The sequence below is a fragment of the bacterium genome, from assembly GCA_035549195.1.
Classification (GTDB): domain Bacteria; phylum Oederibacteriota; class Muellerivitia; order Muellerivitales; family Muellerivitaceae; genus DASZRK01.
The window spans coordinates 1-25,439 of sequence record DASZRK010000066.1 but is presented as its reverse complement, the minus strand read 5'-3'; the positions used below and the strand labels follow the sequence as shown (position 1 = coordinate 25,439).

General features: G+C 59.5%; 16 protein-coding genes. 3 read left to right on the top strand and 13 right to left on the bottom strand.

Translation table 11 applies throughout. The features are described from left to right. From VHE12_11950 to VHE12_11920, 7 genes are all read right to left on the bottom strand, one after another. A partial coding sequence (locus VHE12_11950; protein HVZ81491.1) for a hypothetical protein occupies window positions 1–1,365 on the bottom strand: 1,365 nt, incomplete at its 3' end. Window positions 1,366–1,787: 422 nt separating this feature from the next. Continuing rightward, on the bottom strand, window positions 1,788–2,528 hold the full coding sequence (locus VHE12_11945; GenBank protein ID HVZ81490.1) for a carbohydrate binding domain-containing protein: 741 nt from the start codon (window positions 2,526–2,528) through the stop codon (window positions 1,788–1,790). Window positions 2,529–2,544: 16 nt separating this feature from the next. Next, window positions 2,545–3,318: a hypothetical protein gene (locus VHE12_11940; protein HVZ81489.1), complete on the bottom strand. Its 774-nt coding sequence runs from the start codon at window positions 3,316–3,318 to the stop codon at window positions 2,545–2,547. Then, window positions 3,302–5,701 (bottom strand): hypothetical protein, encoded by a 2,400-nt coding sequence (locus VHE12_11935; protein ID HVZ81488.1) that lies wholly within the window; start codon window positions 5,699–5,701, stop codon window positions 3,302–3,304. Before VHE12_11935 ends, VHE12_11940 begins: the two co-directional genes overlap by 17 nt. Beyond that, window positions 5,685–7,874 (bottom strand): hypothetical protein, encoded by a 2,190-nt coding sequence (locus VHE12_11930; GenBank protein HVZ81487.1) that lies wholly within the window; start codon window positions 7,872–7,874, stop codon window positions 5,685–5,687. Before VHE12_11930 ends, VHE12_11935 begins: the two co-directional genes overlap by 17 nt. A 10-nt stretch (window positions 7,875–7,884) precedes the next feature. Beyond that, a complete protein-coding gene (locus tag VHE12_11925; protein ID HVZ81486.1) occupies window positions 7,885–10,437 on the bottom strand; it encodes a hypothetical protein in 2,553 nt (850 codons plus the stop codon). 74 nt (window positions 10,438–10,511) lie between these two features. Beyond that, on the bottom strand, window positions 10,512–11,282 hold the full coding sequence (locus VHE12_11920) for a hypothetical protein (protein HVZ81485.1): 771 nt from the start codon (window positions 11,280–11,282) through the stop codon (window positions 10,512–10,514). A 295-nt stretch (window positions 11,283–11,577) separates the two neighbouring features. On the opposite strand from VHE12_11920, the gene VHE12_11915 reads away from it, so the two are divergent. Next, a complete protein-coding gene (locus VHE12_11915) occupies window positions 11,578–12,963 on the top strand; it encodes a hypothetical protein (protein ID HVZ81484.1) in 1,386 nt (461 codons plus the stop codon). Between the two features lie 88 nt (window positions 12,964–13,051). Here VHE12_11915 and VHE12_11910 read toward each other — a convergent pair whose 3' ends face one another. The 3 genes from VHE12_11910 to VHE12_11900 all read right to left on the bottom strand — a co-directional run bounded on the left by VHE12_11910 (window position 13,052) and on the right by VHE12_11900 (window position 17,640). Beyond that, the gene (locus VHE12_11910; protein ID HVZ81483.1) at window positions 13,052–15,640 is read right to left on the bottom strand and encodes a glycoside hydrolase family 44 protein; all 2,589 of its coding nucleotides are present in this window, start codon (window positions 15,638–15,640) and stop codon (window positions 13,052–13,054) included. Between the two features lie 339 nt (window positions 15,641–15,979). Next, window positions 15,980–16,312, bottom strand: a complete 333-nt coding sequence (locus tag VHE12_11905; GenBank protein HVZ81482.1) for a hypothetical protein — start codon at window positions 16,310–16,312, stop codon at window positions 15,980–15,982. A 41-nt stretch (window positions 16,313–16,353) separates the two neighbouring features. After that, window positions 16,354–17,640, bottom strand: a complete 1,287-nt coding sequence (locus tag VHE12_11900) for a sugar ABC transporter substrate-binding protein (GenBank protein ID HVZ81481.1) — start codon at window positions 17,638–17,640, stop codon at window positions 16,354–16,356. Window positions 17,641–17,910: 270 nt separating this feature from the next. Here VHE12_11900 and VHE12_11895 point away from each other — a divergent pair, with 270 nt between their 5' ends. Together VHE12_11895 and VHE12_11890 are read left to right on the top strand one after the other, a co-directional pair. Further along, the gene (locus tag VHE12_11895; protein ID HVZ81480.1) at window positions 17,911–20,226 is read left to right on the top strand and encodes an alpha-xylosidase; all 2,316 of its coding nucleotides are present in this window, start codon (window positions 17,911–17,913) and stop codon (window positions 20,224–20,226) included. 232 nt (window positions 20,227–20,458) lie between these two features. Continuing rightward, window positions 20,459–22,291 carry a sialate O-acetylesterase gene (locus VHE12_11890; protein HVZ81479.1) on the top strand — a complete coding sequence of 611 codons (1,833 nt, stop codon included), beginning with the start codon at window positions 20,459–20,461 and terminating at the stop codon, window positions 22,289–22,291. Window positions 22,292–22,294: 3 nt separating this feature from the next. On the opposite strand, the gene VHE12_11885 is transcribed toward VHE12_11890, so the two are convergent. The 3 genes from VHE12_11885 to VHE12_11875 form a co-directional block, all read right to left on the bottom strand. Beyond that, window positions 22,295–23,083: a hypothetical protein gene (locus VHE12_11885; GenBank protein HVZ81478.1), complete on the bottom strand. Its 789-nt coding sequence runs from the start codon at window positions 23,081–23,083 to the stop codon at window positions 22,295–22,297. Window positions 23,084–23,178: 95 nt separating this feature from the next. Beyond that, window positions 23,179–24,216, bottom strand: coding sequence for a D-xylose ABC transporter substrate-binding protein (xylF, locus tag VHE12_11880; GenBank protein HVZ81477.1), 1,038 nt, complete (start codon window positions 24,214–24,216; stop codon window positions 23,179–23,181). A 142-nt stretch (window positions 24,217–24,358) separates the two neighbouring features. Next, on the bottom strand, window positions 24,359–25,439 hold a 1,081-nt coding region (locus VHE12_11875; GenBank protein HVZ81476.1), incomplete at its 5' end, for a hypothetical protein.

Here is a 25,439-nt window from a genome sequence, read left to right as displayed (position 1 = left end):
GGGTGTCCAGGTGTTGGTCGGGGTCGCGGTGAAGGTGTTGGTCGGCGTGAGAGTGGGGGTATTGGTCCGGGTAGGTGTGGGAGTAGGGGTGTTGGTCGGGGTCGGAGTAAAGGTATTGGTGAAGGTGGACGTCATGGTATTGGTCCTCGTTGGGGTCGAAGTAACGGTATTGGTATTGGTCGGGGTCAGCGTGGGCGTATTGGTCCGGGTGGCGGTATAGGTCGGGGTATTGGTCGGTGGCGGGGTCGTGCAATTGGCGTTGGTGAAATTGACCGAGTTCGAAGTGACCGCACCGGATCCCCAAATGCCCCGGGCCACGTTGGTGCTCAGGCATTGGGCCGGGTCGGTGCCGATGTAATAACTGACCGCCATGATGCTCACCGCCGTGCAAAATCCATAACCGGGAAAACCGGAAGGATAGACCCAGGTCAGGGGCGTCCCACCGGAAAAGATGGGTCCATATTGGGTGGTGGAACCGGATCCCCCGCATTGGGCCGTTCCGGTCCAAAGATCGGTATAGCAATGGCCCGGATAGGGGGCATCCGTCCCGAACCCTGAACCGGAAGTGAGCGTATCCACAAAGGTCGCCGGACCCGAGGTCGGCCCCCCCGTGTTGCAGATGTTCACCACGAAGGTCACGGCCTGCCCCGCGGTCACGCCCGAGGTGGCTCCCAGGATGGACTTGGTGATGTTGATGTTCGGCGTGGGGGAGGCGGTGGGGCAGGTGGTGGTCAGCGTGAAGGTCTGCCGGTAATAGACGGACGCGCCGGGCGCCTGGCCATTGAAGGTACCCGAAGTGCTGGTCCCGTTCCCTCCGTCCAGGTCGGCCCCCAGGGGCGGCAGGGGCAGGCCGGTGACGGGATCGAAGGCGTTGGCCAAGTAATAGGCGGGCGTGTAATAGATCGGGGTCGGGTTGACCCAGCCGCCCACGCTTCCCTGGTTGTAGGATGAATTCCACCAGGTGACCGATCCCGAATCGTTGGGGGGCGGGTTGAAGGGACTGTTCGGACTGTTGTAGAGCTTGACGTTTCCGCTGTTGCTGGTGACGTATTCTTTGGACCCATTGCTCATGTTCATCGTCAAGGCCCAGGTCGCCCAGTTGTAACAGCAGGCCGTGTTGTAGGACTGAACCGCGATCGTATTGGTGCCGGCGACCAGGTAGGCGGCGGGGACCGTGAAACAAGGGATGGGTTGGCCCTGGGCCACATCGGTCACCGGGGTCCCGGCGATCTGGTTGCCGTTGATCCAGACCGTGCCGACGTCGTCAGCCCCGATGCAGATCTGAGCGGAGGAGACTGAACATTGGGCTCGAACAGATGATGGATGGACAAAAAACGTCAGGAAAAAAACAAAAAAGAACGACAAGGCAAAAGGGTTCAAAACCCTAAAGAAATGATTGAAACGTTTTAATGTAGTTATGGATCTCAACAAGTAAGCGCTTCCCTGGCTCGATTTTGGGCGCCATCGACAAATGGAACCGGTTCAATGAATGGGCGTAATGATGGCGTTGAAGGTCTTGAATTCTTGTTGGAAGTCTATAGCAGGTGGATGGAAAAGTAAAAAATGCGGGCCCGAGGTTTTGCGGGAAACCTCAGTGAAAAGCCTCGATCGAACGGAAAGCATCCGGGAACCTTTATATATCCACGATTCCCCGTTTAAACAAATCCTAGAAAGTTTCGGAGAGTTTCGACTTAATAAATATTTTCATTACCGTCTTTAAGCGGCTCATTCGGGTGGAACAAAAAAAGGCGCCGGAATCCCGGCGCCTTTTTTACTGGAAGGACGGATCAATAGAAACTGACGTTGTCGACCCACACGTCCGACGCCAAACCAGGACCGACAGACCACTGTACCTGCTGGATACGAGAAGGATCGAAAACTGTAGGCCCCCCATATGAATTACCCGAAGCAATCATTTGGGTCCAACTTATTTGATAGAAGTTCCAAGAGCTGGAAAAAGTAAAATTCAGCGTATGAGGACCGATCGCGTAATTGCTGACGACCACATCGTTATCCGTAATGGCGAAAGCGACCGTCGGGGCTCCCACGGTGCTTTTCGCGTAGAACTGGATCCCGGAATAATTGGAGGCATTGTAATTTCCTTGGGGTGTCAGGAATGAGAAACCAAAGCCAGCCCCATAGGTGACAAAACCAGAGTTAGTTGATACTTCAACACAATGAAGGCTTGTTCCGGTGCCATTGTATCCAACACCTGGACTCGCCATCACAAATGAACCAGCAGATCCTCCCACGAGTTGAACTCCACCAGGGGCCGTATCGTGGTAGTTGTACCAATACCCCGTCCGGCATTTATTTGCCAAGATACCGTTGTTGTTGTCCTCCATATCGTCGATCAAGGTAGGGGTCGAAATATTCGAGCACGTGCTGTAAGGCGGGGTCTGGGTCGGCGTGGCGGTGACCACCATGACATTCAAAGGAGGATATCCACCCTTGCATCCGACCTGCGATGCCGCCAAGGGGATCAGGATCCCCAAGGCCAAGATCACGACCAAAAATGTCTTTTTCATCCGACCCTCCACCTTCTCAATAGAACTGCACTTCATCCACGTAAAAATCGATGGTGAGGTTGCCCGGCACATTGTTGTTGCTTTCGGCCCAGTCCAAGTAAAGGATCTGCTGGAGGTTCAGGCCCGAAAGGGTGGTGGGCGAAATGGCCGCCCCATAGGCTCCCCGCGTAAAGGTGGCGAAAGGAGCCGTGGTCGATTGCCATACCCCGCCGGTGGAGGCGTAGTTCACGACGAAGTCGTTGTAACAGGCGTTGGAAGGCGCGCTCAGGTTGCAATCACCCCCCGCGGAAGGTGGCTCGGTCTGGGCCACCGGGATGGAGAAGACCCGTTTCCCCGCGTTGTCCGTCCCCATGACCTTGAGGTAGAACTTTACTCCCGTGAAAAGCTGGGCATCGGAGTAAGCCGTCACGGACGGGGATTTTTCCAAGGGGATCTGGAGTTGAAGGGAGGGATAGGTCGCGTTACCCGTATCGGTGACCGCGCCGGAAACGTGGTAGCAGAAACCGGTCCCATTGGCTCCCGGGCTCGCCAGTGCACCGGACCCGGTCCCGTAACCCGAGGTCGGATTGATGACCATGGCGGCCCCGGGAAGGATGACCTGGTTCCCCGGCCGGTTGGCCTCCGCCAAGGTGGGATTGACCCCGGTCCCGGACTCGAAATCAATGGCCGTCGCGGCCGAAGGCCCACCGGTAGAAAGGTAGTTGGTCGGATAGACCGTGTTGCAACCCACCCAACCCAGGACAGCAAGGGCTCCCAAGGCCGGGAGAAAGAATTTAGAAGTGGATCTCATAGCTGACCTCCCCGAAATGGTTGCTCATAGTGGTTTGGTTCGGGTTCCCCAGCACCAGGTCCCCTTCCGTCCAGTCGTAGTCGAAGAAGATGGTGGAGTTCTTGTTGACCTTGAAGGCCGTGGAGAACCGCAGGGTCTGATTGCTCGCGTCGATGGTGACCGGGCTATAGAGCCCCAGCGCGCTGTTGTCGTAAAGATAAGGATAGCTGGCCAAGAGTTCCCCCTGATAACCCGCTTCGGTCCCCTGCGCGCCCTGCCAACCATAGGCTACCGAGACCTGGAGCACGGGTAAAAGTTCCGCCCTCACCCCTCCCAGGATCCAGGTGCTGGTCAGGTTCCCGAGGACGCTGCTGGTGTTCTCCACCCGGACGTTGGTCCCGATCTCAAAGTCGCCGCCCCAACCCATGGCCGGTCCCAGGTTGTAGGAAGGCCCCAGGTTCACGTAAACGAAATCGCGGATCGGGAGCAGGTTGGTCCCCCCGGGGCTGTCCACCGGGATGAAACCCGACCCTCCGCTGTTCACCACAAGATTACCACCGATCTCCTGGACGACGTAAACCGCCCCCTTCACTTTGAGGGTCTTCTTTTCAAGTGTTTCGATGTCCAATTCCCCGCCGAAGCCCTGCCGGTTCGGGGTCCCCAAACCGTAGGGGAAGGTATTGTCCCGGGTGCGGTCGTAATAACCATAGAGGGACCCACCCGAGGGAAGCTGGGTGAGGAAATACTGGTAACGCAGGGCCGGGTCGAAAAGCTCCGGCGAGTGGGGGATCCCCGAAGGATTGTTCGGGTCCAGATTGTCCTGCCGGGTCTGGGCCAGCGGCGAATAGAAGTAGGGACCCACATTGAGATAGTTCAGGGTGATCCGGGAATCCCCGAACTGGAAGTAGGGGCCGCCTAGGAGCGCGAAGTCATTGAAGACCCGTTCGCTCTGGCGTTTGTCCGCCTGGTAATGGGCATGGGCATATTCGAAGAGACCGCCCACATAAAGATCGTTCCCAAGGCCGATCCGTAGTTCGGGTCTTAAACTCCCCACCAGGTATTGGCGGGCCCAGGTGGTGGGGTTGTAGGGATCATAAGGCGATCCGGTCGGCTGGGTGTCCAAGGGCTGGTCATAGAAGAGGCCATAGCCCTCCAGGTTCGTTTGGAAGGACATCCCGGCCCAATACCAGGTCTGGGACTTGACCTTGGTCCGGGCCCCGAAGACCCAGTCGGTGAAGATGTTGGGACCCAGGTACCAGCCCCCATTGTCATTGAACCCGTTCCGGATCATGTGGGCGAAGACCTGGCCTTGCAGTTCCCGGATCACCGGCTTGTCCGGCCAGATGACGTCGGTCCCGACACGCAATCCCCGCAAGGGAAGGTCGGGCTCGTGATCGAGAAGGCTCTCATATTTCGAATCCGCATCGAAGCGGGCGATCATTTCCGGCATATAGCGCAGGTCGAGGTTGTTCCGGTTCCAAAGGGTGAGCGGTGTATAGGACTGGTCGAAGTCCCCCACTTGGGCGGAGAACCAGGGCGGATTGAAGTCCATGGTGATGCGCCGTAGACCCAAAACCGGTGTGTCATCCGGTTGGAAGGTGGACCCCAACCGCAGGATCATGTTCCAGCGTACCTCCTTGGAGATCGTCCCGATCGGCTGCAGGTCCAGATAGCCTTGGGTGAAGCGGACACCCTTCACGGAACCGGTCCCATCGAGCTCCTGATAGATCCCGAATGCCCTGCCGACCCCATGGACGGCGATGGTGGGATATTGCTCGATCCCCTTCAGGCGCTTGCGCAGGTCATAAAGCTGGGAATCCACGTCATCGACCTTGGATTGGAGGGCATCCACCTTGTCCTTCACGTACTTCAGCTCATATTGGTAAGCCTCTTCGAGACTGTTGAGGTTCTTGATGGCCTCCGCCCGGGCGGCCTCTTCCTGGGCGCCGCTCACGGTCGTTGGCGCATTGACCTGGGCGGCCGAGTCCAGGGTGATAACGTCGCCGGGGGACGGTAATTCCATGTTGTCGTTGGCCGGGGCGGCTGCGGGCGCGGCGGACGGCGCCACTGGAGCGGGCACGCTCGAAGCGGCAGGCGCGGCCGATGGGGCCGGAGCAGCCGTTGGTTCACTATCGGACGGGGGGGGAGGCGGGATCTCGTCGGCCTGCGCCACGACCCACTCCTGCCGCTTCCCTTCCGCCTTTTCGATCAGAAGGGCCACGTCATAGCGGGTCAGGACCGGCGCCAGGTCCTTTTGATCCAAAAGGCCCGCCTGGGCCATCTGGGTCAGCTCACCATAGGCCAGGTCCCCGGCCGGGAGGGTCGAGAAAAGGCCGGGCCGCTGCTGGGCGAACCCCAGGGCCGGGAGCAGGAACAGGAGAAGGACCTTAGAACGAGACCACATAGGTCAACCTCCAGATGTTCTCTCGGCGGTCATAACCCGCGATATCGGGCCAGGTGTATTGGTTAGTGAAAAAATCGCCGTGGACCTCGATGGAACGGCTGATGGGGCATTGGACACCGATGGACCAGGAGGTACGGGTCAGGTTGAGCGGCGAAAGGACATATTGGCCGAGCATCCCGGTATCGAAATAGGAGGCGTATTGGGCGAAGGTCGAGGTCCCGCCGCCCAGGACATACTCACTGCCCTGGGATCTGGACTGCTCGAAGGCACCGGAGAGCACGAGACCCTCGAAGAGGGGCACATCCGGGAAAGGTCCCGCATCCAGGGCCAGGATGAGCGTGTCCGTCTGGAATAGCGAACCACCGTTGCCCAGGTCGGTGGTCTCATGCTTGAAGTCCCCCGAGACCGAAAGGGTCTTGAGCGGGTTGTCCAAGGCCTTGGCCAGGTCCAGGATCAGGGCACCCTCGAAACCGCCGAACTTGCGAACCTGGGTCGTAGGGGCATTGGTATCGACCGTCAGGAAAGAAGTCCCGCTGGCGTCCAACACATAGTTGGGCTGGACCTCCTGCAAGTTCAAGGCGCACGAGGCCCTAGGCTTCAACCAACCATCTTTCCCCAGGTCACCGGAAAAACCCAGGATGAAACCTTGCCGGTTGGGCGTGGAATCCCCGTAAGGAAGCATGTTCTCCACGGTCCGGTCGTAGGGGGAGAAGGAAGGTCGCCCGACCGCCCGGAAAACATAGTTGTCCAAATAACCGTTGGCTCCGTCATCCAGGAGATGGGTCCCCCCGGCCCCGGAAGGATCGAACCGGTTCGTCTGCGCCCCGGGTGAATAAAAATAAGGACCGTTGTTCAGGTATTTGAGGATGAGGTGGGCACCGAAGGCGTCGAAGGAACCGTTGGCGAGCAGGGCCCAATCCTGGACCACGCTCTGGGAGTTGTTCGAATCGTCCTGGTAACGGCTTCCCGCGTATTCCACATCCCCCTTCACATCCAGGTCCTGATCGATCGGCAGTGTGACCGACGCCGAAAGACTTCCGATCTGGTAGGAATGGGCGAAGGTCGTGGTGATGGACGGGATGTAAGGGACATTGGCCGTATCCGGGTCGTTGAAGAGGAGCAATCCCGCCCCCTTCACTTCCACGTTCTCATCCAGGAACCGGATCGAAGCCTGGCTTCCGGCATATTCACTGGCAAAGCTGAAGGTCCCCGCCGAGGTCAATTCCCCTGCCATGGCCTGGGCGTGGAACGAGGAAAAGATGGGGTCCTTGTCCACCTTCTGGTCCGTGGCCAGCTCAAACCCCCGCAAGCGCCAATCGGGGCCTTGGTCCAAGTAATCCAAATTCTCGATGTCCTTGCGGACACGGTAATAGGAGGTAGGCTCGGTGAAGGTGAAGACCGGGATCTCCGAATTCCAGAGGGTCAGGTGGGTGTAATGCCTCAGGAAATCGCCCGCCGTCAGGTTACAGATCTCGTTGGTGTTGGTCAGGGACAACCAGCGCAGGTCGATTTGGGGCGTGACCGGATCGGCGTAATAGAGGCCGATGGTCCGGGTCATGCGCAGGTCCGCGGTGAAAAGCACAAAGGGCACCGGAACGCTCTTGAGGACCACATCCCCGGTCATGATGCCGTTGTAGTCCATGGGGGAATAAGCGGCATTGGGGCCGAAACCCCGGTAGGCGTTGAGCCAACCACGGGAGCTCCCCGACAGGTCGGTCCCGGTCCGTTTCAGTTCATCCATCTGGAACTTGGCGAACTTATCGAGCAGATGCTTTTGGGCTTCCAGCCGATCCTCCAGTTTGCGCACTTTCAGGTCCATGACCGCCAGTTCCTTCTTGAACTCCTTGACCAAGGCCTCCAGGCTTTTCCCGGCCGCGGCCTGTCCGCTATCGGGGACCGCCAAAGGCGCCTGGGCCATCCAGGTCTCGCCCGCTTCCTTGGTCAGCTGGGCCACTTCCAGGTTGGTCAGTTCCGACAAGGGTTTGGCGGGCTCGGCGGCCCAACCAGCGGCGACCAAGTCGCTTAGGGCGCGGTCGACCCACACATCACGGGTTTGGGTGGTCATGGGTCCATGCGCGGCCAAGGCGGGGCCGGCCAGGGCGATCAGGAGCCCCAGAACGATCCCTGCTTTCGGTTGTCCCTTCTTCATCTTTTCCACTTTCACCCTTTTCACCCTTCCTTCATTAGAACTGGAAGAGGAAGTACGAATAGACCTGGTCGGCCTGGAAACAATTGGCCGCCACGGCGTAATCCCGGTTGTTCAAATGTTTGTAACGCAGTTCGAACTTGCCGCCACCCCAAGGCAGGTCATAGGCCAATCCAGCGCCCAGGGCATCCACCCTCCAATTGACCGGCGGATAGGAATATTGGGAGGTCCAGGTCTCCCAACCGTAGTCGGCCAGGAGGTTCAGGTTCTTGGCGGCCTGGTAAAGAATGGCCCCATCGAAGGCCATCTGGTCGAACATATTGGGGATGGTCGCCAGCGTCTGGCCGGGCCGATTGGGATCCGGCATGTTCACCAGGGCCGGGTTGGTGGTGATCCCTGAAACCTGGTGGTCCGTGAAGAAGAAGCCGCCGTAGAAAGGTTGCTGCAGGCCCAGCATCTTGTTGAACTGGACCTTGAGGGTCCCGGTGATGTAGTTGAAGGTCTTCAAGTGGTCCAGGTTGATATAGGTATTGGTGCCCGCCCCGGTCGTGACCGGATGCCCATTGATGTCCTGAACGGGTTCGCCCCCGATGGGGAGGATGAAAGGAACGCGGCTGCTGTAACCATTGCCAAAGGTAATGAAGTCGAAAGTATTGCCCGAACCCATGGTGTTGCCATCGTTGCGGATATCGGTGATGTTGTTGACATAGGCGGTCCCCAGGGGATGGGCCCCGCCGTAACCACCCCATATATTGCTTCCCCACATGCCCGTGTCGTCGGGATAAAGGACCGTCACGAGGTTATAGGTCTCAATGGCGTTATGGCCCAGTTCATCGGGGATCATCCGGTATTCGTTCATCTTGGCCACGTCGAAATTGATGATGAAATCATCCAGGATGGAAGGCCAATCATGCATCCAATCCTGTTGGCGCCCCTTCCAACCTAGGTTGGCCCGCCATCCATAGCGATCGCTGATCAGGTTGTCCACCATACCGATCCAACCGTAGTTGAAATCGGCGTTCGCATATCCGAACCGGCTCTGATTGAAACCCGCCAGGTAAACACTGCTTTGGATCCCTGCGTAGGTGTCACTGATCGCGCTGTAATAGGCGGTGAAAGGATAATAAGAAAGCGATGCCTGGCCAGCGCCCGCTTCCAGGGGAACCGGGTTGACCGTGGTGGTATCGATCCCCGTGAACCAATGGCTGAACCCGCCTTTGACCTGCAGGAAGAAGGGCTTCAAGTCAAAAGCAAAATCCGCCCCGTAATTCTGGAGATCCAAGGCGGGCGTTCCCGGGGGGGTGACCCCGTAGATCTCGTTGATCCATTCGGCCGAAAGGGACGTCTGGAGGAACCCATTCAGCCAGGGTTGGCTGTATTTGATCCCCTCTTCCCAACGATGCTCTTCCGGCACCGAGGTGCCCCGTCCCATACGGCCCGCCAGCAAGGTCATCTTGGCGTCATGACTGACCAAGGGCAGGTTGCTCCCGATCATGTAGATCCCGTCAAAGACGATGCCCGTATTGGATTGGGAAACGAAGCTGGTGGTACTGGGGACGTAACCGATGTTCGTCATGTAGTCATCCCAGTTCTTCATGTTCTTGTCGGTGGAATACTTCTTGATGTCGAAGGGGTCTTCATAACGAGTCATGCCGAGGGGATTGCCGCGTGTGAAATCCCCCAGGTCGGTGTCCGCCGTATAGGTCTCCACCGCCACGGTGGTGTCCCAGTGGCCCATCTTGCCGTCCAATCCGAAGGTCAATTTGGGGCTGAAGAGGTAAATGGAAGCGGGTTGGGAAGGCGTATCGGACGCCGACGAATAGACGTAAGTCCCCAATCCCAGGCTGAGCGAACCCTTGCCGCCCAGGTCGGTCCAAACCCCCAGATTCGCCTCATGTTTAATGGCGGTCGCGCTGACCTGGGTCAATCCTGAGACATGGACGTTCTCCACCCGCACACTGGCGATGGAAGTGAAGTGGGGCACCCCACCGGACTTGTTGGACTTCTTGAAGACCGAGTCCACTTCGTCCTGGATCTCTTTCAGCTTGTCCAACTGTTCCTGTTGCTGGCGAAGACGGTAGTCGTCAAGCCCCACATGGGTACGTAGGACCTGGGATTCCTGGTGTAGTTCCTGAAGGAGTTGGTCGATCTCTTTTTGAACGGCACTCCGGTCCACCGTGGGTGCGGGCGCCGCGGCAGGAGCGGCCGGAGCAACGGGTGCCGTCGGAGGTGGCGCGGCAGGTTCAAAAGCAGGCGGCATCTCTTCCGCCGGGGGCGGAACAGCGGGAGCAGGGGCCTGGATCACCGGCACCGGCGTGAAGGTCGCCGTGGGGACGATGGGATTGAACTGGGGGGTCTCCAACCGCGCCTTGGCCTTCTCGGTATAGAAGGCAAGCTCGAGACGAGTGGTGACACGGCCTTCGTCGAGGACCTTTTGGTCCTGCGGATCCAAAAGGCCATAGGCCTCCAATGCCTTCACTCTTTTATAGAGGGTTTGGTCCGGGGTCACATTGTCGTTCGGGTCGGCGAACAAAGAGACCGGAGCCAGGAACAAGGCCAGGCCCAAGACGACGGAAATGGTTTTGAACAAGGATCGCAAACGTTTCTCCCGTGTTACGGTCGGACGGCGAATTTATTAACCAAAAACGTTTTAGCTGTTCCGCTTCAGAAAAATTCTACCTCATCCACCCAGTAGTCGATGGCATAGGTCCCGGCGCTATTGCCGGAATTGTGGCTCCACTCCAAATTGGTCAGTTCCTTTAAATGGTCGACCAGGTCCGGCGGGGTGATCGGCGATCCCCAACCGGCCTGGCGCTTGAGGTCGGTGAAGTCGAAGGACTTGCGGGTCCAATCGCCCGTCACCGACAGGTCCGCCCCGAAGTGGTTGTAACAACCGTCGGTACAGGTCCCACCATTGGAGGCCGGCAGGGTGGCCGGAATGGGCATGTTGAATCGGCGAGTAGTGGCTTGGTCGGTCGCGGGACATTTGTAATAGAAACGGATGCCTTGGAACATACGGGCATCCAGGCGACCGCCGCTCTTCAAGGCCCCTTGGAGCATGAAGGCCGGGTAGCTGTTGTCCCCTTTGTTCACGAGGGTGCCGAAGATGTGGACCGCGTGTCCCGTCCCATTGGCGCCACCCTCCACGATCCAGGAATTACCGATGGTGTTGCCCCCGGTCCCGAAGGCGGACCAGGTCCCCGACCCGGACCCGAAGAGCTTGGGGTTCATGTTGGTCGAGCCGTCCTCGAAATTCCCGATGACCTTTTGATCGGCGGGAACGTCGACCTTGGCGGCCAGGGCGGCCGGATCACGAAGACCGTCCGTCAGGGGTTCGTTCTTGGCCCCTTCGTTCACCAAAACCCCACCGCATCCGGCCAAAAAGAGAAGGGTAAGGACAGGGGACAGCAAGAGAGCGTTCAGGCGGAGGATCATGCCTTCCCTTCGATGGGCTTTTATGTTGTTGGAGGCCCGTGCATTTTAACCGAAACCTTATGGCGCAAAAATTATTTTCCGAAGAAACAAACAGCGGGCTTGTTTAACCTTGTTTAATGGGTCCCTTCGATTTCCACTCGCAATATAGCGTTAAACGGGTCCCCGTCATTTTCAGGACGTAGTCGGGATGACGTTTTCTCACGGATCGATTGGTTTGGCCTTACCCAATCCCACAAGGAGCGGGATATAATTCGAACAAGACTCATCGTGCCCCAAAAAATCCTCGGAGGAAGTCATGACCCGAATCCGTACAGCCATCATCGCCCTGGTCCTCGGAAGCCTTTGGACCTTCGCCATCCTTCCCGGCTGCCGGACGGTCGCCACTCCGACCTTCCCCTCGACCTTCACACCGGTCCCCTCCGCGACCAACACCTTTTCACCCACCATCACGCCGACCCCCGTCAATACCTCCACACCGACGGGAACTCCGACCCAGACCTCGACCCGGACACCAAGCCCAACTCCGACCAACACAGGGACCGCAACGGCCACCAGCACACCCGGAAGCCCGACCGACACCCCCACCATTACGGACACACCCACGATCACCTCCACCCCGACCACTACCCCAACTTCCACTCCCACCAATACCCCGGGAGCGGCCACGAATACACCCACTCAATGCGCCCCTGCCAGCGTTCAAACAACTTATACATTCGAAAGTTCCATCGATTGCTGGCATGCGGATGCCGCCGCAACCATCATTCAATCCATCGGCCTCTCTTCCACTCAGGCTCACGATGGCACTCATTCACTCGGCGTCTCCATCAATAATTCGTCCGCCGTTAGCCAGAACCCCCAGATCGAGGTCACTTTCGCCTCACCCCAGAATATGACGAATGCCGTCATCTCCATGTGGGTCTATGTCGACGGAACCCTGAAAACCCTTCCGGACTGGACAACCGCCGTCCAACCCTTCGCCCAGGATCCCTGGACGGGGAACTGGATCGGTCTGGGCCCGACCGTTCCTGTGAACTCCTGGTACAACGTCGCTGTGACCTTGACCTCCGGCTCCACAACGATCACCCAATTCGGGCTTCAGTTGACCACGGTCGGTCCGGGAGCCGCCGGTAACGTCTATATCGATGGGGTGACCATCAACGTGGCTCCTGCCCCCACGGCAACCTTCACTCCGACCGCGACCCCGATCCAAACTTGGGACTTCGAGACCGGTGCGGCGCAAGGATGGGTCACCGCGGGTGGGAACGTGCCGGGAACCACCTTTTCCATCGCGGGCCCAGGATGGAATTCTTCCTCCTATTGTTTCGATATGACGGCTCCCTTTACCGCCCAAGGACAAGGCGCGGGCATCGCCCAATCCTTCGGTTCCCCATTGAACCTGACCGGCGGAGGGATCCGTTGTTACATGTGGCTTGATTCGGGGATCTCGGACGGCTATCCCGGCGGGCAGATCGCCCCCTCCGACGGCACCAACACCTATTGGGGTTACTGGGGGAACCTCACGCCAGGGACTTGGAATGCCCTGGACTGTCCCGCATCTTCTTGGTCGGGTGTAAATGCCGCCAGTATCACCCAGATCGTCATCCAGGCCGCGATGGGTGGGACCGGAACCACTTTTGCAACCGGACATATCAAGATCGACCAGATCGAAGCCTATTAGGTTCTTCCTGAAGGAAAAAAGCCCCGCTTCCCAAAAGGGAGGCGGGGCTTTTTTTGACCGGAACGGGAAGTTTCCCTGATCCTCTCTTTTACTGGGCCACCACCAGGAGGGCCGAGAAGGCGGGGATATTCAGCTTCACGGTGGACCCGGCCGCCGGGACCAGCCCCGAATCATAGAGGCGCTTCCCGGAGGTCTTGCTCAGCGTATAGGTGTGATAACCGCTGACCGCCGCCGGCAGGTAAAGGGTGGTGGCGATGTCGGTGGACGGGTTCTTGTTCACGAAGACCACGTAGGTCTTGGCGGCGTCCTTGGCCGCGAAAGAATAGAGGTCCGGGGAGGAACTGGCGCTGGGCAGGTAGTTGCCCCCCACCTTGCTCCCGTTCCCGTCGTAGTTGCTGTAGAGCTCATGGGCCAGGAAGACGTAATTGCCCGCGTGGGAGCCGTCCCAGTCGCAGGCCAGGTCCAGCCCTTCCCGCATGAAGATCCCCAGGGTCGCCGCCTCCAGCAAGCCGCCGTGGTAATAGCTCTTGCTACTGGGGTAATACTCGGTCATGGAGATCTTGGTCCCCGGATAATTCTCCGCGACGATTTTCTTCATCTTCGGAAGCATCCCCACGAAGGGGTCCCAAAGATAGGGCTTGTTCCCGCCCGAGAAGCACCAACTGTCAGGATTCTCGAAGGTCGGGTCCCAGAAGATGCGCAGGGCATCGAACTGCTTCTCGCAAACGACCGGATCGTAGGGGATGTCATCGGTCATGAGCTTGATGCTCTTCCCGTTCTGGTCCTTTCCCCAGACCTCGGGGAAGCCGTGGAAATCGATGTAATCGATCAGCCGCACCCCCGCCTTTTGGGACCGCTTGGCCATTTCCCGCAGGAAGTAGACGACCTGGGGCACGTTCCCATGGGCCTTGCGGTCGGTCCATTTGAGCGCGTCCGTCATGGCGCTGTCGGGAAGCTGGTAGCCGCTCTCGCCCCCCGGCATATAGTCCCAGTTGGACCCCGCCAGTTCCATCACCCCCCAGGCGGTCATGCCGATCACCTTGGCGTTGGGGTCGGTTTGCTTGACCATCTGGGCGTAGGTGGCGTTCAGGTCCGCCAGTTCCTCATAGCCGACCCCCTTGGGGCGGATATCCCGGTGGGTCCAGCGCCAAAGCCCCGGTTCGTTGTCCATCTGGTAGATCTTCACCCCGCCTTGGGTGGAGGACCCGAAATCCTGGATGAGGCTCTTCACCCATTGGGCCTGGAAGGCCGGATCCGAGGGTAAATAGTTGTAATTAGGATCGTTCCCCCAAAGGAGCTTCCCGTCGGCGGTCTGGCCGTTGCCCAATCCCGGTTCCCCGCCGGGCGCTTCCGTCGGGAAGAGGGACAACGGATAGGAACCGAACTTTTTCCCGTCGGTGGAGGGGGGCGGCACCTTTGCGACCCAGCCGGTGATGGGGATGGTGATGATGGAGTCGGCCCCGGCGGCCTTGGTGTCCGTGAAGAATTTATAGTAGCTCTTGTCCTTCTCGGCGATGCCCACCGGCCCGCCGCTATTAAGAAAGAACCAGTCCGATCCATGGTTCTCGGCGTCATCCTTCCAGTTGTAACCGGTGGTGGCGTTCCCGCCCCAGCGGTTCAAGGTCCCGCCCATCTTGCGGAGGGATTCGGTGTCCACGTAATTGAAGCCCCAGATGTAAGGGGAAATGGAGCGGCTGGGGACCGGCGAGACCGAGACCGCCGCCGAGGCGGTGGCTTCCGTCGCCGCGCCGATCTCGACCTCCTCATAGGTGGAGGCCTGTTTTCCGTTGTCGGCCGCCACCCCCACCTTGTGGGGACCGGTCCCGGGGAAGAGGGCGTTCACCAGCTTGACCCGGCGTTTCTTGGCCCCGGTCACCCGCCCCACGACCTTCCCGTCCACCGTCACCAGGTAGCTCAGGACCCCGTCGTCGTTGGACTTGTCCCAGATCAATTCGACCCCGCCCGGTTCCCGGATCCATCCCAGGTTCTCCACGGGGGTGACCATGGCGCTGTCGGTGAAATAGACCTTGTCGAAATGGACGAACACCAGCTTGTTCTCCGGATAGTCCCCCTGCAGGTCGAAGCGCAGGGTCTTGACCTTGGTCAGGTCCAGCCCCGACATCCCGGGGATGGCGGCGAAGGGGATGATGGCCTTGGTCCAGGTCTCGGTGAGCTTCTTGCCGGGGACGAAATCGCTGAGCTTGACGTTGCCCGTTTGGGCCGAGTCGGTGGACCCGGTCAGGCCGATGTTGAAGTCCACCCCCGGCGCGTTGGTGCGCACCGATAGGACCAGGAACTTGGCGGCCGAGAGGTCGTGCGTGTTCCAGGAGTTGTCGAAAGCGATGCCGCCCCCGGCCCATTTATTCCCCCAGAACTTGTCGTTGGGCGTCGTGACCCAGGTGAACTCGAAGGAAAAACAATTGCCGTTGGTGAGGTCCGAGTCCTGGATGACCCAATCCGGGTGGTCCGCCGCGGCCTTGGCGTCGATCTTGTCCTTGGCGGCATCGGGGCGGAAGAGGAAATTGTGCTTGTCCCCGTCGCAAACAACGCTCACGCCACCCTTGCCGTTCTTGCCGGAGGAGTCGGCCCATCCATGGGAATAGAACTGGATATCGTCGGCCCGGAGGGTGCCGGCCGAACAAAGGGTTAGAAAAACGAAGAACAGAATGCGGCGCATGAAGGCTCCTTAGAGGCTGCAAAAATTTTTCAACAGGCCGCTAAGCAGCCTCAAACCCCAAAGATCCCTCGGGGATCGTGGGGTTACCTTGAATGTTATCATCTTATCGAAAAAGGCCGAGACTCGTTCTTTCATTTGGACGAACGGCGTCCAAAGACTGTGACCGCCTTAAACTTTTTTCAGGGTGTTTCCCCAATGGACCAGAACAAAACAAGGATGTTCGGACCGCAAACGGATAAATGCACAGGGATAAATCCGAAGGAGGAACGGTCGTTGCTTGGGCCGGACTTTCTTTTCGGACCCGATCCCATGCATCTGTGACCAACTGATCTTCGTCTTTTATTTGGAAAGAAGCCTGTCCAACTCCGCTTGTGCGGCGGCCAGGTCCCTTTGGGCCTTGGCCTGGGCGACGCGGTCCTTCTCGACGGAGGCCGCTTCCTGGGCCGCGCGGGCCGTCCACTTACCCTCCGGGCCCTCTTCCCCGGCCTTGGCCGCCCTGGCCCTGTCGGCTTTCATGCGGCCTTGGGCCTCGGTGATGCGGGTGAGGTAAAAAAGGATGTCCCGCCGGTCCTTCTTGATCCGCTTCTGGAGCGCGGGAATGCTTGGTCCCGCAAATGCCGGCGCCATCGATAGAAAAACGCCAAGAAGCAGAAGGGTTTTGGACAAGGACATTCTATTCCCGGGCCCCCTGTGCTCTCCGTGGTTCAAATGCCTCACTTCTTCCCGAAATATCGTTTATTGAGATCGGCGTTCAATCGGGGGATCACTTCTTCCGGCGTCTTGTTGCCCAACCACATGGGATCCAGGGCCGGTCCCACCTGCCCATACCAGATCTCCGCCCACCCCTTCACGAAGGGCATGTAGTGGGAATACTTGGGCATGTCCAGGAGGATCTTCTTGTTGGCCGCGCCCGGGCTCTTCAGGAAGGCGTCGGACTTGGCGACCTGAATGAGCGCGGGTTGGATCATGCCGGTGGCCGCCAGCTTGCTGACCAGTTCCTCGCCCGCCAATGCCTTGACCACTTCCCAGGCCTTTTCCTTGTCCTTGCAGCCCTTCCAGATGGCGTAACCCGTTCCTCCCGACTGCCAGCCGCGTTTCCCGCCGGGTCCCTTGGGGAACTCCACCACGTCGAAGGGGATGCCTTTCTCGAGGAAGGTGGGGGTATGCCAAAGCCCGGAACACATCATGGCGACCTTCCCGTTCATGAACATGCCCTCGGCCCCGTTGTTGAAGCTGTAGTTCTGGACCTCGCTGTTGGTGGGGGAAACGTGCCATTTGTAGATCATGTCCACCCGGAACCGGTAAGCCTCCATGACCCTGGGATCGTCCAAGGCCATGCGGGTCGGGTTCTCCTCGCTGTCCATGTAATAGCCGCCGTTGCTCAGGAAGAAGTCGTCCGCCTGCGGGCCGTAAGGGTCGGCGTAGGCCCAGCGGACCTGCTTCCCATCGGCGTCCTTCTTGACCAATTTCTTGCACATGGAAAGGAAGGGTTCGGGCCATTGCAGCTTCGAGGTGGGGTAAGGAACTCCCGCCTCATCGAAGATCTTCTTGTTGTAATAAAGAAGGCCGATGGGGGCGATGTCCGAAGGGAGGGCGTAGATCTTCCCCCCGGGGCTGAAGCGCTTCAAGGCGGTCGGGTAGTAGGCCTTGGGGTCCATCTTGTCCCGCTCGAAATAGGGCGTCAGGTCCTCGAAGGCGTCGCGCAGGTAAAGGTCGGAGAAATTTCCTGCTTCGATGCTGATGACGTCCGGGGCGTTGTTCGCCGCCAGGAGTATGGTGAGCTTGTCCTGGTATTCGTTGTAGGGGATGTTCTCGACCTTGACCTTGATGTCGGGACGGGTGGTCTCGATGCTTTTGATGGTGTCGGCCAGGATCTTGACCAGCACGTGGTCGGTCGTGAAGACCGAGACCCGGATGGGCTTCTCCCCGTTGGTGCAACCGGCCATAACGGCCAAAAGCGGCGACAAGACCAAGGCCAGCGCGAGACGGGAAAGACGCATGGGAACCTCCGGGTTTGGATCGGCTGAAAAAGGATATCGGAGAAAAAAAGGCTTTTCCATGCAATAAGACCCTTCACGGGGAAGGGCTGGAATTTCCGTTGTCCTTTTTTCCGTTTGTTTCTCCCGAAGACCTTAAAAGCACTGGCCGCAAATCAGCGCCGTTGCCATTGATGAATTCAATTTTAAATATTCAACGATCTTATTAGATAATGCCAGCTGATCTCATTCGCGATCATTCGCGCAAATTCCCGGCCCATTTTGGAGGTTTTCTTGAAACAGCATCCCTATCCCCTCTTGAACCATCCTGTGGACATCAGCAAGGACTTCTCGAACCTGGAGAACACCCTGTTCCTCCCCGAGAAGCTCGGTGCCTTCGACACGGCCAAGGCCAAGGGGAACGTCCAATGGGCCCGCTTCGCCTACAAGGTGCGCATGGCCTTCAACCAGGAAGGCATCAACCTCATCCCCACCCAACCCTGGGAATTCCCCTCCGAATACGGCGGCGAAAAGGAGGATTTTCCCTTCTCCATCACCTTTTACGGCGACCGGACGCTGCGCCTGCGCTTCCGCGCCCGCAAATACCACCGCAAAGCCGAACCCTCCCTCATGCTCCAAAAGGAGCCCAAGCCCACTTCCCCCTGGAAGGTCTCCCGTTCCAAGGGCCGCGTCCTCTACCAGGGCCCCCACGGTTCCATCGCGGTGGTGGAGGACCCCTGGGCCCTGGAGATCCGCGACGCCCAGGGACGGCTCCTCACCAAGACCGTCCATCTGAAGGACAACCGGAGCCTGCGCAATTCGGACCCGCTCCCCTTCTGTTTCATGCGGCCCACCCCCGAATTCTCCCGCCGCTTCGCCGCCACCTTCTCGCTCGCCCACGACGAGCGCATCTTCGGTTGTGGGGAGTCCTTCACGGGTCTCAACAAACGGGGTCAAAAGGTGGTGCTCTGGAGCTACGACGGACATGGGGTCCAACACGATGGCATGTACAAACCTGTGCCCTTTTTCATGAGCAGCCGGGGCTACGGGATGTTCCTCCACACCACTTCCCCCACAACCCTGGACTTCGGTCACTCCTATAACGAATGCACCACCCTCTTCACCGGCGACGAGGACCTGGACCTTTTCGTCTTCTTAGGGGAACCCAAGGAGGTCCTGTCGGAATACACGGCCTTGACCGGACGCTCGCCCGTGCCGCCCCTCTGGTCCTTCGGGCTTTGGATGAGCAAATGCACCTATAAATCAGAGAAGGAAGCCCGGGACGTGGCCAAGAAGCTCCGCCAACACCGCATCCCCTCCGATGTGGTCCATCTGGACACGGGCTGGTTCGAGGAGGATTGGCGCTGCGATTACCGCTTCTCCACCACCCGCTTCAAGAACCCCCTCAAGATGATCAAGGACCTGGCCAAACAGGGCTTCAAGGTCAGCCTCTGGCAATTGTCCTACTTCAACCCCAAGAACCGCCTCTTCCCCGAGATCTTGGAGAAAGGCCTGGCGGTCTCCGACGGCTTGGGCGGGCTCCCCACCGAGGACGCGACGCTGGATTTCAGCAACCCCGCCACCGTGAAGTGGTATCAGAAGAACCTGGCGGGCCTCCTCAAGATGGGGGTCGGCGCCATCAAGGTCGACTTCGGGGAAGCGGCGCCCTTGAAGGGCGTCTATCACTCGGGCAAGACCGGGTTCGCCGAGCACAACCTTTATCCCCTTCGTTACAACAAGGCCGCCGCCGACGTCACCCAGCAGGTGACCGGCGAGAACATCATCTGGGCCCGAAGCGCCTGGGCCGGCAGCCAGCGCTATCCCCTCCACTGGGGCGGTGACGCCGAGTGCACCTACGGCGGCATGCAGGGGACCCTCCGGGGCGGCCTGTCGCTGGGCCTTTCCGGTTTTTCCTTCTGGAGCCACGACATCGGCGGTTTCGTCAACGCCCCGACCCGCGAGCTCTACCGCCGCTGGGCGCCCTTCGGCCTGCTGACCTCCCACAGCCGCTGTCACGGCATGTACCCCCGCGAGCCCTGGGTCTTCGGGAAGGCCTTCGAGGACGAGTTCCGCCTCTCCGCCGAGATGAAATACCGCCTCATGCCCTATGTCTATGCCCAGGCGGTGGACTCCTCCCGCAAGGGCTTCCCCATGCTACGCACCCTCTTCTTCGAGTTCCCTGAGGACCCCACCTCCTGGCTCATCGAGGACGAGTATTTGTTCGGCTCGGACATCCTGGTGGCCCCCCTCTTCCAGGAAGTGATGGAACGGGACGTCTATCTCCCACCCGGCACCTGGATCGACTACCAGACCGGCAAGTCCTACAAAGGCGGTCAATGGCACCGCATCCAGGCAGGTAAGATCGCCTGCGTCATCCTGGTGAAAGGCGGCTCCATCCTGCCCCACATCGCCCTCGCCCAATCCACCCAGGACATGGACTGGTCGAAGATCGAACTCAAGGTCTATGGCAATGCCACCGAGGCCAAAGGACTCTTCTGCGATCCGAGGGACAAGGTCCTGCGTCCCCTGACCGCCGCCAAACGCGGTAGCGGCTACCAACTGACCCAGGGGAATGTCCCCAAGGTCCGCTTCACGGTGACCGAGGTTTGAACGATAGGGTTTTTCCTGATGTCTTTCACTTCCTCTCCCTTGAGGGGAGAGGACCGAAGTGAGGGTGGTCATATCCCGTCACAATCACCCCTCACCCTACCCTCTCCCCCAAGGGGCGAGGGTTTTAGGCCTAACACGCCGGATTCTGGTATTTTTTTTATTCTGTACAGCCTTTCTTTCTGTTCTAAAAACCTACGCAGAAACCCGCCTTCCCTCCCTCTTCGGCGACCACATGGTCTTCCAGGCCGGGAAACCCGCCATGGTTTGGGGCCAGGACGATCCCGGCCAAAAGGTCGAGGTGAGCCTGGGGGGAAAAACCGCTAGAACAAAAACCGATAGCCACGGCCACTGGAAGGTCCAACTCTCCGTCCCACCGGCGGGCGGGCCCTACGAGATGACCATCACCGGGTCCTCGTCCCGGCATATCCAGGACATCCTGGTGGGCGAGGTCTGGTTGGGTTCCGGTCAATCCAACATGCAGTTCCGCCTGGACCAGGACCGGGATGCCAAGGTCGAACTTTCCCGTTGTTCGGACCCCCAACTGCGGCTCTTCCTGCAAAAGCTGGTCATGTCGCCCGAACCCTTGGCAGAACCCCAGGGGGAATGGAAGGTCTGCTCGCCCGAGGCCGCCAAGAGCTTCTCCGCCGTCTCCTATTATTTCGGGAAGGACCTGCGCAAGGACCTGAAAGTCCCCGTCGGGATGATCGCCTCCAGTTGGGGCGGCTCCTATGTGGAAAGTTGGATGCCCGAAAAGGTCTTGAGGCGATCGCCATTCCACAAGGTCTGGGAACGATGGAACACCCTCACCACCGCCGAAAAAAAAGCCTGGCAGAAAGGCCGCTTCCCGGTGGACCTGGCGGTCCGGAACCTGCGCCTCATCCCCCAGGACCCGGCCCAGGCACCACTGACCCTTCAGGCTTCGGGCACGGCCTCCATGGCCATCTCCCAACTGGGCCCTGGCCAATGGGCCTCCAGCGTAAAAGAAGATTCCCTATTGAAGCTGAAGATCGAATCCGGGGCGCCCCACATGACCGGTACTTTCCTGAACGATGCCTGGGGTTTCATGACCACCGGCCTGGCCAGGAACGGGACCCCCAAGGACCTTTCGTCCTACCGATCCGTCGAATTCGAGGCCCGCGGATCCGGCCTTTATATCCTCTTCCTTTCCCAACCTTCCATCGCCGACTGGGACAATTACCGCACACCCCGTTCCTTCCGGGTGGACCGGTCCTGGAAGCACCATCGCATCGAGTTCTCCTCCCTCAAGCAGTCGGGTTGGGGAAAACAGGTGCCCTTCACGCCCGAGGCCGTAAGCTATCTTTCCTTCGGGGTCGATCCCCAACCCCTCATCGACATTCCCTCGGCCCTCTACAACGCAATGATCCACCCCTTCACCGCCTTTCCCATCCGGGGTTTCCTTTGGTACCAGGGCGAAGCCAATGCCATCTATCCGGACGAATACCAAGGCCTCCTGGCCGCCATGGTCGATGGTTGGCGCAAAGCCTGGAAGGACCCTTCAATGCCTTTCCTGATCGCCCAGCTCCCCAATTACATCCCAGGGGAAGGGCAAGGGATCGGTCATTGGGGGGACATCCGCGAGGCCCAACGCCGGGTCGGCGAAAAGGCCCACAATGGGATCGCGGTCCTCTTGGACCTGGGCGAACATCACGATATCCACCCCAAAGACAAGGCGGATGTGGGCTTCCGCTTGGCTCAGATCGCCTTAGGGAACGCCTATGGAAAGAAGAACGTCCGCCTTTGCCCGCTTTTTGAAAAAGCCGAATGGGAGGACGGAAAGGTCCGGGTCCGCTTCAAGCAGACCGGGAATGGATTGGAGTCCAGGGGAAGCGATCTAAAGGGCTTCGAAGTGGCGGGAGCGGACGGGGTCTTCCATCCCGCCCAAGGCAAGGTCGAGAAGGATTCCGTCATGGTCTGGAGTGACCAAGTGACCCATCCCCAAGCGGTTCGTTATGCCTGGGCCGATGACCCGGTCTTCAATCTTTATGGGAAAAATGGAATGCCCGCTTCGCCTTTTAAGGCCTCTAGGGACGGTCAAAAGGAATAGTTGCTAAGGCTCGACCCGGTAGTCCGTGAACCCAAAGATCAGCTCAATGTCCGTGTTGGCCAGGCCCTTCAACCGCAACCTGGCGGTCATGGCCCGGGGCAACCAATAGCGGCCCTGCACCCCATAGGCCAGGGCGAAGGCTTGCTGGACCTGGGGAGTGGTCATGGTCAACCCTTGGAACAGATAGCCCTTTTTCGTGTAAGTGAACCTGGGCTTGAGGGAGACCTCCCCGTCCTCGCCCGGCAGGGACATTTCCAACAGTTTTCCCTTCATGTCGAAGGTCCCTTCCACTTCCCCCGTCGCCGGGTCCCCTTGGAGCACCTTGAAACCGTTGGCCTCCCGGTGGAAGCGGATCTTCCCCTGGGCGATATCGGCGGGTTCGTTCAGGACCTCCACGACCAGTCCCTTCCAGGACTGGAAGAAACCCCTGAGGGATTCCAGGATGGCCTGCTCCAGTTTCTCCACCTGGCCGTCCAAGGAAGGATCCCCGGTCTTGGCGGCCGGGCTCCCTTCGATCGAGATGGGGCTACCGGCCGCGTCCATGACCCGGAAATGAAAATCCCTCATGGCACCCCAGACCCTGGGCTCCAGGATCCCTTGGGCCTTCAGGGCTTTTTCGGATTCGGGCGTGAGCGAACAGGTCAAGGAGCATCGGTAGTCCTTGAGCCCCTCCCTGGACAGGCAGTAGTAATACCCGTTCAATTTCTGGAGGAAATCCACCGTCGCGGAGTTCGGGGCCGCCCAGAGCGGCGCCGCCAACAAGGCAAAAAATAAGAAGTAGTGTTTTTTCATGTCTCCGGCCGTTCCCTTCCCCTTAAGGGTAGAAGGTCAGGATGAGGGGGTCGTTCCCCTCACCTTACCCCCTCCCGCTTGGGGAGAGGGATTATTTACTGTTGGGGCCATTGGTCCTTGGGAACATCCTTGTAAACATCCTCCATCTTCTGGAACCCGTCGGCGATGACGGTGGAGACCAGGTTGGTCTTGTCCACCGGAATGGGGTCCAGCAGCACGCTGGGCACCTTGATCTTGCCGTTATCGATGGTCGTTCGGGTCCCCAAGGGTTCCTTTTTGGCCAGTTTCAGGGTCATCTCGGCGGCCTTGGCGGCCAGGAGCTTCACCGGTTTATAGACCGTCATGGTCTGGGTCCCCGCCAGGATCCTCCGGCAGGCGGCCAATTCGGCGTCCTGTCCCGAGACCAGCACCTTCCCGTCGAGCTTCTGCTCGGCCAGGGCCTGGATGGTGCCCCCGGCCGTGCCGTCGTAGGAATCCAGGACCGCGTCCACCTTGTTGTTGTTCTTGGTCAGGATGTTCTCCATGTTCTTGAGGGCGTTCACCGCCAGCCAGTCGTTGGACCATTGATCGCCCACGATCTTGATGGCGCCGCTCTTGAGGTAGGGCGCCAGGCCTTTCATGTGGCCCTCGCGCACCAGGATGGCGTTGTGGTCGGTCGGGGCCCCGCCCATCAGCACGTAGTTCCCCTTGGGTTTGATCTTGGTGAGGGCCTTGGCCATGATCTCGCCGACCTTGACGCTGTCGAAGGAGACGTAGAGGTCCAGGTCGCAGTTGGCGATGAGGCGGTCGTAGGCGACGACCGGGACTCCCACCTTGTGGGCCGATTCGACGATCGTGGCGCAGCTCTTGTCGTTGTGGGCCACCACCACCAGCACCTGGATGCCCTGGGAGAGCAGGTTCTCCGCCTGGGTGATCTGGAGCGAATCGTCCGAATTGGCGGACTGGACGAGGACGCCCATGCCCAGATCATTGCAATCCTTCGTGAAGAGGTCCTTGTCCCGCGGCCAGCGGTCGCCCCGCAGGGTGTCCATGGAAAGACCCACCTTGATGGGGTATTGGGATTGCTTGTCCCCGCATCCCGAGACCGCCAACGCCCCGAGCAGGACCACGAACAGCGCCAAGATCTTTTTCATGACAGGCCTTTCGTAAAAAGTAACGGCAGAGACCGATCCCAATTTGCCACCGATGAATATCGATAAACCCCGATGGCCTTAGAACCAAGACCGTTTTTGACGGGAATCGGCGTTCATCCCCTTCATCGGTGGCTGATCGCCTTTACTTCACTTCCACCGGCGAGAGCGGCCCATCATAGAGCCCGCCGCCGCCATAGGCATCAAAGACCCTGATGGCGATCACATTCTCCCGCCCGAACCGCACCACCCCCGCGGGCACATCATAAACACGGGGCTTGTCCCAGAAACCCTGGAAATGGGGCGGGAACTCCCCCGTCTGCCCGATCTTCACCCCATTCCAATAGGAAGCGTCGGTATCGTCGATCTTCCCCAGGGGGATCCTCAGGTCATGCCCCTTCCATTCGGCCGGGATGACGACCTTCTTGCGGTACCAGCCATAGACGTTGTCGGCGGTGTAGTTGGAGTGGGTCTCCCAGCTGGCGGGCAAGGTCACCTTCTGCCAGGCGGAATCGTCCAGGTCGGGCTTGGCCCAGGAAGGATCGTCCCCTTCTTTAAAGAGCCAACCGCCCGAAAGGTCCAGGACCGGGAAGAGGCCCCGTCCCGTCAAGGGCCTTTGGCCCGGGACCGTCAAGGAGACCGGATAGAGCCCCGCCTCGGTCACCGGAACATCCAGTTGAACCTCTCCGGCGGAAAGGGCCGGCAAGGTCACGGGCCGGCTCACCGTGATCGGTCCCACCTCAAGGTCGGCATCCGCCGCCAAGGGTCGGTCATCGTAATTCTGAAGATCCGCCCGGACCTGGAACCCGCCGGCCGAAGGGAGCACGGACAGGTTCCCCAAGATCGCCCCTTTCAAGGTCGCTTGGTAGACGACCGGCATGTCGGCGGGAGTGGCCGGGGCGCCCAGGACCAGACCGTCGTCCTGGCGTTCCCACTTCACCTTCCCTCCGCTCCCCAGCAAGGAAACGTCGGTCACCTCCAACCCAGGCGCCGTCCTTTTGCCCAGGGAAACCACCTTCAGGTCATGGGTCGGGTTCTTCAGGCAAAGGATGAAGAGCTTGTCGCCTTTGCGGGTGAATCGGATATCCCCTTCCTGGTATTTCACGTCCGCTTCGCTGAATTTACCGGCTGCGTCCTTGGTCGGTCCTTCCCCATAGGTGACCCAGGGCCGGGTGCCGTAAATGGCCTCCCCGTTCACCTGGAGCCAATCCCCGATCCCCAGCAGC